Source organism: Cupriavidus sp. CPT47-8839-RL05A, from assembly GCF_058792255.1.
The window spans coordinates 101,986-113,765 of record NZ_JBYTEG010000024.1 but is presented as its reverse complement, the minus strand read 5'-3'; the positions used below and the strand labels follow the sequence as shown (position 1 = coordinate 113,765).

The following is an 11,780-nucleotide window of genomic DNA, read 5'->3' as shown; positions in this document are numbered from 1 at the left end:
GACACTGCCAGCCAGTCTAGTTGTGTTACCCATGTCCCCGAACAGGTGTTACCTATGTCCCCGGTCTATACACCGCAGGCGGGAGAGGGGATCTTACCAAACTTGGCCTATGATAAGGGTATGAGGCACGCTAAGGCATTGATTCTTTTGCCTTTTCCGTGTTTTTGCTGTGCAGCCGTGTACTGAGCCAGCCCGCAAATCGCCGCCGTCCTTGTAGGCAATTTGTGGGCAGAACCGGAAGCCACCCCATGCCCAAAAACCTCACCATCCGCCAAATCTCGCGCCTGCCCGAAGGGGTCCACCGGGCGGCGCCGTCATTGTATGTCCAAGTCAAGGGCGGTAGCCGTCTTTGGCTGATGCGCTACAGCCTTGCCGGCAAGGCCCGGACAATGAGCCTTGGCAGCATCGAAAACGTGACCATGGACGAAGCCATGGCCGCCGTTGCTGCTGCACGCCTGCGCGTGCGTCGTGACCGCGTGGATGTGCTGGCCGAACGCCGCACCCAACGCGTTCACGAAGTCGCCAGCCTGCGCGCGGCACACGCGGCGGAAGTGGTGCCGCTGCGCAAAAGCGGGCACACGTTTGGCGAAGCCATAGACATCGCTGTGGAGGCCGAAGCCAAGGCGAAGTCATGGAAACCGAATCCCGACGCCACGGCGCGGTGGACTTCCCCGATCAAACGCTACTGCGAAAAGCTGGTTAATTGGGACGTGACGCAGATTTCCGAAGCGGCCATTGTCGAAGCACTCGCGCCGCATTGGGAAACCAGCCACGTGATGGCTGTTCGCACCGTGGGCCGCTGCATTATCGTCATGGGCCATGCGCGCCGGCTGAACTGGATTACTGGTGACAACCCGCTGGTGCTGGAACGGATCAAAGAGAAATTGCCGCGCGTGGCGAAGACGAAGGCGAAGCACCACCCGGCCATGCCGTTGCCCGCACTGCCCGCGTTCATGCGCAAGTTGGAAGTGGCCGACACCGTCATGGCCGAGCTTTTCCGGCTTTTGATCCTGACCGGCGTTCGCTGTAACGAAGCGGCCGGTATGCGCCGATCCGAAGTGGACATAGCCAATCGCACGTGGACGATTCCGGGCGGCACGCCGAAATCGCGTTTGAAGCGTTGGCAGCATGGTGACTTCCGCGTGCCAATGTCGGACGGCGCCTTGGCCATTCTCGAAGCCCGCATGGCGACGCTTGGCGATGACGTGGACCCACTGGTGTTCCCCGATCCGAAAGGCAAGCCCTACGATGCGGACAGGTTGACGACACTGTTGCGTGCGCATGGATTTGTACCGGGCATGGCGACTGTTCACGGTATGCGTTCAACGCTGCGGCAATTTCTGGCCGAGCATTGCGAAGGCGAACGCGTCGCCAAGGAATTGTGCCTCGCTCATGAGACACGCGAGGACACGGAAGCCGCCTATGATCGCGGTGATTGCCTGCGCGAGCGGCGCGGCATGATGGCCGCATGGGATGCCTACTGCGCGGGCCGCGTATCGCTTGACACCGCCACCACTGCCGCAATCGTCCTGCCGCTGCGCAATGTGCTTGCCGTGGCCGCCTGATCGTTCTCCGCTGCATCGCCACTTGCCCGGACCCTGTGCCGGGCTTTTTGTTGACCTTTGAGTCGCAAAAAATTGTCCTTGCCCTTTTCGCCTTTTCTCATATGCTCGATGCCCGCACAAAAAACGCACTGGTTAGCACGGAGAAAGACATGAGTATCCGCGACACCGATGACGATACGCCGAAGCGTGGTCCGGGCCGCCCGCGCAAGCAGCCGCCGAGCGCCGCACCGCTGTTCATCACGCGCGATGACCTCGCGCACCGCTTGAACGTGAGCCGCAGAATCACCTATGACTTGGAGCGCGATGACCCGGACTTTCCGGTGGTCGTCAACGTTGCCGGCATGAAGAAATTTTCCGCCGCCGATGCCGAGCGTTATGTCACCGTCAAGGTCAGGAGAGCCCGCGAAGAACGACGCGCCAAGGCGAAGATGCGCGAAGCCGAAGCCGCCACGTAACGCCCGCCATTACTGCGCGCGCCATAAGAGCGCGCCAGCGCAGCCACAAACAAGGGAACGAACCAACCGAAGAACCCCGCCCGGCATTGGCCGGGCGGACTGGGCGGAGCTTTGCCCAAGAAAAAGGAATTCGTTATGTCCCTTGCAGACATTCTCAATTCCCCGCACCTGACCGGGTGCCAGCGCCGGAACTACAAGGACCACATCGCGGATTGCCCGGTATGTTGCGGAACGCGCCGTGTGCTGATACGCGAAGACAGTAGCGGCCGCGTGCATGTCGGGTGCCTGCGCAACTGCCTGCCGGACAGCATCTTGCGCGAATGGGGACTGAGTTATGCCGCCTTGTTTCCGAAGGGTGCGCCCGGTGCGAAGCGGCCACAGCGTGGATGGATGGGCGAGACACCGCGCTATGCCGGCGCGATGCGTCCCGTTGGGGAACAGTGATGAACTTCTTCATGTGGTTTCACCGGGACTATGCGGCCGATACGCGCGGGCTTTCATGGACCGAAGACCTTGCCCTACGTCGCTTGTTGGAATTTCACTATGACACGGAGCACCCGTTAGAACTGGACATACGTAGGCTATGCAAACGCGTAGGCGCCACCACCAAAATGCAGCGGCGTGCGGTGTGCGATGTCCTCGAACGGTACTTCGTCCAGACCCCGGAAGGATGGGTAAATCATCGTGTCTTGGAACAGATCGAGACACAGCGCACCTACCGGGAAACCAAGCGGGCCAACGGAATGAAGGGTGGTAGGCCACGCAAGGAAAAAAACCTACCGGTTTCCGATGGTGGCAGTGCGGACGGCGACGCGCAAAAACCTACAGGTTTTGACGCCGACGGGTTTGATGGAAACCTACCGGAAACCTATAGCTTTCCCTCGAAAAAACCTAAAGCAAAGCTAACTACAAACTACAAACAAAACAATAGGGTTTCAGATACGTCTGTAGTCGCGCGCGAGGATTTCGCCATCGCGCAATCTACGTCCTCGCCATCCGCTGTCGTGTCAGCCGACGAAGCGAAAAGCCGGCTTGCAGGGAAGGGTTCGCCAGCAGCCGCGCAACAAGCGACCGCGCCAGACGACCAAGCGCCGGACCCTGCCGGCATGGTGGGCTGACCTATGACGGCGCCGACCCCGACCCCAGACCATGTGGCCGTCCTGCTAGTGCAGGGACGATCTTGGATCAACGGCGTCGCTGATCTTGACCACTGGCAGCCAGAACACCGCGCATCCCTGCTGGCCGCCTTGGAAGCCTGCCCGCTGCCGGACCTGCCCGACCACGTGGAACGCCTGCGTCAAGTTTTCGCGGATGCCAGGGAACGCCACAGGGTGAAGCCGACCGTCACCCGCACCCAGTGCCCGCCGCCCGGGAACAAGCCGCGCGGACTCGCGCGCCACCTGTACCGCAACGCCACGACAACCACGCAGGGGAAATCCATGCCAGCCCAACCCGCCCTTGACCTGACGCAGCAATCGGACCCCGCGCCGGCGCGTGCGCCCTACCAAGTCATGCCTGACCTGACGGCCGAGGAATACGCCGCCCTGCGCGACAGCATCAAGGCTGACGGTTTGCTTGTGCCCATCGTGTACGACGAGGACGGCAACATCCTAGACGGCCACCACCGCGTCAAGATCTGTCAGGAGCTTGGCATTCCGTTGGTGCTCACCATGCACGTCGGACACTTGCCGGACGTCGCGGCGAAGCGCGCCTATGCCCGCGCGCTGAATTTGAACCGTCGCCAATTGACGCGCGAACAGCGCCGGGAACTGATAGCGGCACAACTCAAAGACACGCCGGAGAAATCCGACCGGCAAATCGGCAAGGCCATGGACGTTGACCATAAGACCGTGGCCAGCGTGCGACGCGAGCAAGTTGACGTGGGGAAAATTCCCCACGTCACCACCCGCACCGACACCAAGGGTCGGAAGCAACCGACAAAGAAGCCGACGAAGCCCGCCGCGCCGCACGATGATGCGCGCGTCTACGGAAAGGGCCGGAGCTATTCGCCGCTTGCGAGAGACACCGACCACGCGCAAGTTGTAGACGTTCAGCCAGTCGCGGCAAAGAAGGCCATGACGCCCGCGCAGCGCGCAATGGCGGCAGGCGAGATTGTGAATGCCATCGACGTTCTAGCCAGCGCGAAGCTGAGCCCCGCCCAGCTAAGGGAATACTTTCGCAAGCATCGTGATGCCATGCATCGCGCCGAGGCGTTCGTTGCCGGTCTGGTGGAGGCCGTGGAGAACCGGGAATGATCGACCCACACGACGGAGACCCGTTCCATATCCGCTGCTGCGAAACCTGCCGGTCCTTTGGTGATCGCTCGCAGGACGGCACACCGATATGCCACGCCGAGACGCCGAACTGGCAATGCCGCGCGATGGTTGCTGCAAACGTGAAAAGCACCAACACGCTTACCCGCTGCACGCTATACCGCCGCGCCCATTCCACCGACCACGAGGAATGCCCATGACGTTCGCACCAGCTTTGACCGCTTGGAGGGACGCGCCATGACCACCGAAAGCAAGATCGCCGCTGCGCGCCGCGCCCGGCTGGCGCAGACCATGGCCACCAGCCGCAATCTACTGGCCCGCTGCTATGACGGCACGGCCAGCCCACGGCAGGCCATCAAGGCGTTTTGCGTTGCCTGCGTGGGTGAGCGTCGTAAGGACGTGGCCAATTGCACGTGCTACGCCTGTCCGCTATTCGGGTACCGCCCGATTTTCTCCACAGACCACCGAGAGGGCGCATCGGACGCGCTGGAATCGTCCGAAACGGACGCGGACATGGTGCAGGGTGTCCCCGACCCAGAAAACGATTCTGGAACGCTGGAACCGCCGCTAGGCGACTGATTCGCCAAACGAGAGTCCGCCGTCTAGGGTGGATTGCAAAACATGGAGACGCAAGCATGGCAACAGAACAAACAACCTTTGGCGGTTTGACCCAACAGGATTCGGATTGGCTGGTCGTGTTCAAGGCCGCGAACCCGGTACAGGCGGCGGACCTAGCCGCCAGCTTTGACATGGCTTGCAACGTCCTGCGCGAACGCGGGTACACGTGCGCCACCGATGACCGCGCCGACAAACTGCGCGGGGCACTTGCCCGCTATGTCACGGAGTCACAGCAATGAGCGCCGACGAATTGAGTGTTATCGCCACCGTGTCCATGGCGGCGCATGGCCGTTACTGGTTGCGACTGGACACGGGCACCGTTTTTTGGGATGCCGAAGGCTTGGATGGCTGTGGCGACGGCATGAATGAAGGGCAGTTGCTTGCCATTGCGGAAGCGGCTGGTTTTGCGATTGGCAATGAAAAATTTCTGTCTTACGACCGCGCGCGTTTGCGCGTGCTGATGCCCCCCGAAATGATTGCGAACGATGCCGACAGACTGCGCCCACTGATCGGGAAAGCCGTGTTGCGAGGATTGCACCAAGCCATCAAAGGTGCATGACCCATATGAACGAAATAAAGGAGTACAAAAATGCAGCTGACCACCACCAAAGGCCGCAAGACCAATCCCATTTCCACCATGCTGGTGTCCACGATGCGCGAATTCGCGCGCGCCGATAGTGGTTCCGTGGCGAGACTGGACGCCCGCAACATTGAGAAGGCGCAAGCAGCGCCCGCCGACACGCAGACACCGGGATGGGCCGCTGAACTGGTGGCCACGCAGGTGTACGCGTTCTTTCAGACGGCGCCCACCAGCGTGTTGGGCGCACTGGTGCCATACGTCATTAAGCTGACGGTGGCCAATTCAATCAAGGTGCCGGGGCACGTGGAACCCTCGCAGGCGGCGCAGTTCATTGGCGAGGCGTTGCCCGTGCCTGTCATTTCTGGCGACCTGAGCGCCGGCAACATTCTGCGCACCAACAAGCTGGGCGTGATCGTGGTTGCCTCGCGCGAAATCGTGGAAGCCGGAGCCGGCACGGACGCGCTGTTGGAAGCGGTGTTGAATGAATCCATCGCCATGGGTTCCGATGCTGTGCTGCTGGGCAACGGCGCGGGCAGTGATCTGCAACCCGCTGGCCTTGGCAACGGTGTCACGCCGATGACGGGTTCGGCCGATGCGGTGGCCGATACCAAAGCCATGGTGGAGGCGTCGCCCGCGTCCGGGATGGCGGCACCCGTGTGGCTGATGCACCCAAGCCAAGTCATCGGCGCCACGGCCGCCAACATCATGACCAACGGCACGATTGCCGGCGCGCCCGTAATCGCGTCCATGCACGTGACCCTTGGCGATGTCTGGCTGATTGATGGGGCGGACATCGTGATGAACGCGGGTGGCGCGATTGAGTATCAGCGCACGGAAGAAGCTGTCTTGCACACGAACGACACCCCGGCCGCCATCGCTGACGGTGCCGGCGCCATCGCCAGCCCGGTGCAGTCCATGTACCAAATGGGACTTGTGGCCGTGCGCGCCATCCTGCCGGTGCATTGGGTCGTGCGTGACACCACCCGCGTCATCAAGGCCACTGGTGCCACGTGGTGATGCGCCAGAAGGAACGCGAAGCCATTGCCGGAATCATGGCCGCCTATGGCGAACGCCTGCGCGCGGTGGAGGCGCAGCAACGCCAAATGGCGAACCTACTCGCGCAGCAAGGACAGGCGATGCGCGAAATCATGGGCCACGTCACGGAGGGGTACTGAAAATGACGGACAAGAAAGGGCGATTCGATCCAGATGAAATTTTCAACATCAAAGGTAGTTGGCTGAACCTGATCGAAGCCCACTCCGACCAACTAGCAGGGCTGGAAAAGCGCATGGGCAAATCCGTGCCGCTAAAGAACTTCATACAAACGCTCACGTTCCAGACAGAGTTTTACGGGGCGCAATTAGCCCAACTTGCAAAGGCGGCCGGCGTCAAACTGGACCCCCACGCATGTGATTACGCCGAAGCCTATGCCGAAGCTTACGTAACGCAGAAATTCGAGCATGACAAGAGCGAAGATGAAGCCAATAAGGCCGCTGACCGGGCAGGGGTGCTCGCCAAGGCTAAGGCCATTGCCGCCGATGTCGAAGGGCAGACCAAGCCGCGTCTGTCGCGCGCTGCTGTGGTTGGCGAAACGGTGGAGTCCTGACAAAATGGGTCGCCACCATAGCGAGTTGGAGTGGCGCGAGTATCAACAGCGCGGCCCCGGCATGTTCGTTGCCATCAACTGGTGGCACACGCTCAAAGGTTTCCAACTGTCCGTGGAACGACGCCGCAATGGGCTGGCCACGCCGGGCAAGGTGCGGTGCATTCGGTGCGCTGACGCCCGGGAACTGTTGGCCGCTGTCGATTCTCTGGCGCGCACCATCGCCGCCGATCCGCCGCCATCCCTACACGTCACGGTGGCCGACAACCTAGACGCCGGCGTGACGTGCCGCGCCGCGCTGGTCCTGCTGGCCGCCATGCAGCAGTCCGAAGACGTACCACTGGCCGCTTGATATGCCCGCCCCTGATCCGTTCTTTGCATCCGAGGCATGGCACAAGGTGCGGCGTACCGTCCTGCGACGCGACTGTTTCACCTGCAAGCTATGCGGCGCGGACGTGAGGCACGCCGGCTACCGCGTGGTCCACGTCAAGGACCGCGCCAGCCATCCCGCGCTGGCTCTTGCCGCAAGCAATTGCACACTGCTGTGTTGGCACTGCTGGCGCACAACCAATCGCCCGGCCGATGGTTTGGCACATGCTCCCATCGCTTGAATCCGGCCCCGTGGGTGCCCCAAACGCCGCGAGTCCGCACCGGGCAGCGACCCGGCCCGAAAAGCCACTTACAGCCCGTTCTGACGCGTCCGGCCAGTAGCGCGGGAAGCACATGGGGCGGGGGGCAGTGTGGAGGGCGCAACGAAAACGTCACAGCGGGCCTCGCTCAACGATTGGCGTGCGCCCCCGCGTAACGCCGTTTCATGGTGCGTTTTCTGCACCCGTCTATCGCCTACTATCAACCGATAGCGAATAACCCATCGGCCACCGCTGGCCGTTTCCATGGGGGTGGACATGGCGGACGATGCTTTGACTATACCGCGCGACCTAAGCCCGGACGCGCGAGTGGAATGGGCCAACATCATGGGCACGGTGCGGCCGGGCACGTACCGCGCGGCTGACGTGCCGGCATTGCGCTTGTACGTGGACACGCTGGTGGACCTGCGCCGCGTGGAACGCGAAGTGCAGGCGCTGCGCGCGGTGGCAGACAAGAACCCGACCCAAGGCAACGTCCGGCGCCTGCACCAGCGCGAGCGCGCACTAAACGCGACACGCAAACAGGTGTCCACGCAGCAGTCCCGCCTGCGCTTGGTCCCTTCTGCGCGCCGAGATGGCAAGCAGGCGGACCACACGTTAAAGGGCGGATTCGCATACAACCCCGACGGGTCGGCCATCAAGCCATCGTGGTGGCCCGAACGGAGATTCTTTAACGCGCGACCGGGCATCATGGATTGCGACCGGGCCACGCCGGACGAAGACTTGGCCCTATTCGGAGACACCGAAACGCAGGTGGCCTTGTTTGGATGCGAGCCACCGCACGGCCTGTCCGTGCATCCTGCCGGCACCCCGTTCGTGGACTGGCAGGCGGACGCCAAGCTCGACGAACGCAACCGCCGCGACCGCGAGCGGCGTGCACAAGCCCGCGCCGAACTGGTGGCCCTCGCACTGGCGCCGCGTCCTGTAGGCCGCCCGCGCAAGGTGGGCGCATGATTGCCGCGAACTGTGCAGGACGCCGCCGTCCGCACGTGGAATATCGGCGCAAGAACCCGTTGCCACCGCCCCAACCGTCACCACCACCTGCACCAGAACCGGCACGGCCTGCACAACGCCTGTGTACGAGGACAAGTACACGCAGCGCCTATGACCGCGCCCTGCGCTGCTACGACCATTTAGAGAAATCGAGATACTTTCCAAAGACGTCCTTTGCGTCTGTCAATTGGGCGCGTAGCCATTTGTGCAACTCCGCTACCTCTGTGGCCCGGCCTTCGGGATCGCCCGGCGTTTGTTCGTGCATCCGTCGCGCCATGCTCAAGTAAGTGTCGCGGACCTTTCCGACATATGTGGCAACATCCGGCCCGAAAAGGAATTTTGCGGCGGCAGTATCGTTGTTGAACTTGACGCAGTGGGGCATTGGATTGTGCGTTTCCTGATCGCCCTTCTCAATGAAAAAGATCACCGCGTCATAGATGGCAAGCCGCCGCTCGAACAAGTCAAAGTTCAGTTTGGCTTTGGCAACGTGGTACTGGCGCCATGCGATGAACCCGGCCACCAGCCCAATGACCAGCGTAATGAAGGCGGCGGGTGCTCCCTTCAGTAGCTCGAAACACAGCGAATTTTGCTCGCACACATCCTCTTCCCAATAGTTGGTGTTCAAGACGCAAAGCCGGCAACGATCCAACCGAGTCCCCAGCCGACGCCTAAGCCTACCAGCCCGCAAGCGATGAGCAGTCCGGCGGCCGTCCAATCGTGGTCCCGCACACGGGGTACTTCGTCCCCAAAATGAGCAAACAAGATTTTCGTGGTTTCCGCCTCTGGGACGAGGGGCGGGCCCCAATAATGATTCCATGGCTCTGGTGACAGATTCTGTTTGTCCCGCTTTTCCTGAACCTTGGCTATTTCTTCCGTGATGCTATGTCCCACCTGCTTTTCGTAAAGCGCGATCTGTTCATCTCGCGTCAACGGGCGTGCCTCGCGCCCCCATGCGAACACAACTGCGCCGACAGTGCAGAACAGCATCCAGACAACACCAAGCCCCCGCAGCGCCTTTGCAACGCGTGACAACCCTTCATGCTTGCTCATGCTTATCTTTGGCTATTTTCGTAGTACAGATATTCTAAGCTGGTGGCGAGCCTTGGGTGGGGAGCGACATCGTAAGGACCGCCGCTCGGAGAGTGGCCCGTGATGGCCGGCGCCCGGTGCGCTGCAAAATCACAAGACCCCGATACAGCGCCCACACCGCCCAAAACCTGATGATGGATTGCACAAGCTGGAATACCCTCAGCGCCCCCAATAGCGCCGGCCAAACTCACGCAGACAATAAAGCGTGTCGATTCCACCAATGTGGGCGAAGTCAAACCGCTGTCCATGTAGGTTCGTAAGGTCAACGATGATGCGGGCCGTGTCCTCTACCCGGTCCACCATGTACACACGGCGTCGCGATGGATTGCGAATCTCCCAACGTGGCTCAGAAATGTCGTGCGCAAAGGCGTTCCGAATTTGGTAGACCAATTCTGCAAAGTGCTCGCTTTCAGACTGCGGCGCATCGCCGTTCCTTGCTCGTATTGAAACTTCGTTGGCCACTTCAAATTCTTCGCGACACCTGTTTAGCGTGATAGCCGCCGCACCAAACGCAATTAGGACTTGATTGTGGCACGCATGGCACAAGTCGCCATGGGAACGAAAAATATGGTCCGGTAGCACCCACACCGTTCGGCCTTCCGCGAACGTCAAGGGCTGGTCAAGCTGCTGCATGTCGAGCTTGCCCTGTTCGGCATAGTCGAGAAGCTTTGCCGCAAATGCCAGTTGAGCAAACGCCGTGTCTAGGTAGTTCATTGGTGGTGCCGACCCCCTACAGTTTTCTGTAGTACACAATTCTACGGGCATGCCGGCATAAGCTGGAAAAGGACCGGGCCGCCCCGCGAGGCTTCGTGCGGCCGCGGTGTGCCCCGGGTCGATAGGGTGCGCCATTGCGACGCAGGGGAACGGGCAGACCCGGCAGGCAAAAAAAGCGGGCGGTGTCACCCGCCCAATTTGCTTCGCCTCTCGCTACCTTTGCAGTGTAGGGCAGCGGGCCAGCCGACGCGCCGCGCGCCAGCAAGACGCGTCAGCCTGAATATTTCGCGTAAAATTCGGGCCAGTTGGCTGCCCTGTTTCCCTGTAGGCACTCTTGTAGGTAGGAATCCCCAATTCCCCGGAAACCGCGCCAGATAAGGCTTCCGTGTTAGAGGGGAGACAGCCAGCGCCCGCACGGGCGCCATCGCGTTACTGCTTCTTCTTGGCCTTGCTGGTCGTCTTGGCCGAGCCGGAGGTGGACTTGGCGCTCGTTGACTTCGACGACCTGGACGCCGACGCCTTGCTTGACTTCGATGCCGTGCTCTTGCCCTTGGCCCCATTGCGGCTCTTGCTTGCCGAAGTGCGCGTAGCAGTTGGCACGGCCGGCGCGGCAGCCGGTTCGCTGATGGTGGCGCCGCCGCTGTCCAGCAGTTCATACGCCAGCATCATCCCGTCGTCATAACCGCAGCGCACCTTTACCGGCTGCCAGTCGTCGCTGCCGCGGCGCTTGTGCGCGGTGGCGGCGAAGGTGACCACCGAGCTGACCGGAACGGCCTGCTTGCCCGGCGAGAAGCGTCCGCTCCATGGCTCGGTCGTGGCCTGTCCCGCTGCGAGCGCGCCGGTGGGAATCTTCAGGGCATCGTAGGTGGCCGAGCGCGGCACCACCCAGCTGGCGTGGGCGGCGCAGTCCGCCACGTCGCTGGTGGCGTTCTCGGTCTTCATCAGTTGTTCGCGCATGCGGGTCCGGTACTCGGACAGGCTGACGCGGCCGCGGTCGGGCAGGGTGACGGTCTTGGTGGGTGGCGTGGGAGTGGCGGGTGCCGGGGCGGCGGCAGGTCGGGCGGGCGCGGCGGCGGGTGCCGGGGCAGGTGCCGGGCCGGCGCTGGCATCTTCGGCCGGCATATTGGCGCAGCCTGCCAGCGCGATCGCACCGGCCACTGCGGCAGCCACCATGCGGAGCCGGCTGCCGAGCAGTTCGGAGATTCGTCGGATCACGGTGTGAGCGGTGTGTGCGTTCTTGGGT

18 protein-coding genes are annotated in these 11,780 nt (G+C 62.0%); 14 read left to right on the top strand and 4 right to left on the bottom strand.

Going from position 1 to position 11,780, the window contains the following annotated elements:
• Positions 1–248 precede the first annotated feature (248 nt).
• From AC3WVS_RS25945 to AC3WVS_RS25880, 14 genes are all read left to right on the top strand, one after another.
• The gene (locus tag AC3WVS_RS25945) at positions 249–1,565 is read left to right on the top strand and encodes a tyrosine-type recombinase/integrase (RefSeq protein ID WP_492320899.1); all 1,317 of its coding nucleotides are present in this window, start codon (positions 249–251) and stop codon (positions 1,563–1,565) included.
• A 149-nt stretch (positions 1,566–1,714) separates the two neighbouring features.
• Positions 1,715–2,020 (top strand): hypothetical protein, encoded by a 306-nt coding sequence (locus tag AC3WVS_RS25940; RefSeq protein WP_492320898.1) that lies wholly within the window; start codon positions 1,715–1,717, stop codon positions 2,018–2,020.
• Positions 2,021–2,155: 135 nt separating this feature from the next.
• On the top strand, positions 2,156–2,464 hold the full coding sequence (locus tag AC3WVS_RS25935) for a hypothetical protein (protein ID WP_492320897.1): 309 nt from the start codon (positions 2,156–2,158) through the stop codon (positions 2,462–2,464).
• Positions 2,464–3,138, top strand: a complete 675-nt coding sequence (locus AC3WVS_RS25930) for a YdaU family protein (protein ID WP_492320896.1) — start codon at positions 2,464–2,466, stop codon at positions 3,136–3,138. The genes AC3WVS_RS25935 and AC3WVS_RS25930 overlap by 1 nt, the downstream gene beginning before the upstream one ends.
• 3 nt (positions 3,139–3,141) lie before the next feature.
• Complete coding sequence (locus AC3WVS_RS25925) at positions 3,142–4,275, top strand: hypothetical protein (protein WP_492320895.1); 1,134 nt, start codon at positions 3,142–3,144, stop codon at positions 4,273–4,275.
• Entirely contained in the window at positions 4,272–4,493 is a 222-nt protein-coding gene (locus AC3WVS_RS25920) for a hypothetical protein (RefSeq protein WP_492320894.1), read from the top strand. The genes AC3WVS_RS25925 and AC3WVS_RS25920 overlap by 4 nt, the downstream gene beginning before the upstream one ends.
• Before the next feature lie 37 nt (positions 4,494–4,530).
• Positions 4,531–4,872, top strand: coding sequence for a hypothetical protein (locus AC3WVS_RS25915; protein WP_492320893.1), 342 nt, complete (start codon positions 4,531–4,533; stop codon positions 4,870–4,872).
• A 56-nt stretch (positions 4,873–4,928) separates the two neighbouring features.
• Entirely contained in the window at positions 4,929–5,150 is a 222-nt protein-coding gene (locus AC3WVS_RS25910) for a hypothetical protein (RefSeq protein WP_492320892.1), read from the top strand.
• Positions 5,147–5,470, top strand: coding sequence for a hypothetical protein (locus tag AC3WVS_RS25905; RefSeq protein WP_492320891.1), 324 nt, complete (start codon positions 5,147–5,149; stop codon positions 5,468–5,470). The genes AC3WVS_RS25910 and AC3WVS_RS25905 overlap by 4 nt, the downstream gene beginning before the upstream one ends.
• A gap of 30 nt (positions 5,471–5,500) precedes the next feature.
• The gene (locus AC3WVS_RS25900) at positions 5,501–6,508 is read left to right on the top strand and encodes a hypothetical protein (protein WP_492320890.1); all 1,008 of its coding nucleotides are present in this window, start codon (positions 5,501–5,503) and stop codon (positions 6,506–6,508) included.
• A complete protein-coding gene (locus AC3WVS_RS25895; protein ID WP_492320889.1) occupies positions 6,508–6,666 on the top strand; it encodes a hypothetical protein in 159 nt (52 codons plus the stop codon). The genes AC3WVS_RS25900 and AC3WVS_RS25895 overlap by 1 nt, the downstream gene beginning before the upstream one ends.
• A 2-nt stretch (positions 6,667–6,668) precedes the next feature.
• Positions 6,669–7,097, top strand: coding sequence for a hypothetical protein (locus AC3WVS_RS25890; protein WP_492320888.1), 429 nt, complete (start codon positions 6,669–6,671; stop codon positions 7,095–7,097).
• 4 nt (positions 7,098–7,101) lie between these two features.
• On the top strand, positions 7,102–7,446 hold the full coding sequence (locus AC3WVS_RS25885) for a hypothetical protein (RefSeq protein WP_492320887.1): 345 nt from the start codon (positions 7,102–7,104) through the stop codon (positions 7,444–7,446).
• A 553-nt stretch (positions 7,447–7,999) separates the two neighbouring features.
• Entirely contained in the window at positions 8,000–8,695 is a 696-nt protein-coding gene (locus AC3WVS_RS25880; protein WP_492320886.1) for a hypothetical protein, read from the top strand.
• 169 nt (positions 8,696–8,864) lie between these two features.
• Here the strand turns inward: AC3WVS_RS25880 and AC3WVS_RS25875 are convergent, their stop codons facing one another.
• The 4 genes from AC3WVS_RS25875 to AC3WVS_RS25860 form a co-directional block, all read right to left on the bottom strand.
• Positions 8,865–9,359: a hypothetical protein gene (locus AC3WVS_RS25875; RefSeq protein WP_492320885.1), complete on the bottom strand. Its 495-nt coding sequence runs from the start codon at positions 9,357–9,359 to the stop codon at positions 8,865–8,867.
• On the bottom strand, positions 9,356–9,784 hold the full coding sequence (locus AC3WVS_RS25870; protein ID WP_492320884.1) for a hypothetical protein: 429 nt from the start codon (positions 9,782–9,784) through the stop codon (positions 9,356–9,358). Before AC3WVS_RS25870 ends, AC3WVS_RS25875 begins: the two co-directional genes overlap by 4 nt.
• A gap of 198 nt (positions 9,785–9,982) precedes the next feature.
• Positions 9,983–10,537, bottom strand: a complete 555-nt coding sequence (locus tag AC3WVS_RS25865) for a hypothetical protein (protein WP_492320883.1) — start codon at positions 10,535–10,537, stop codon at positions 9,983–9,985.
• Positions 10,538–10,966: 429 nt separating this feature from the next.
• Positions 10,967–11,752, bottom strand: coding sequence for a BspC domain-containing protein (locus tag AC3WVS_RS25860; RefSeq protein WP_492320882.1), 786 nt, complete (start codon positions 11,750–11,752; stop codon positions 10,967–10,969).
• Positions 11,753–11,780: the final 28 nt, after the last annotated feature.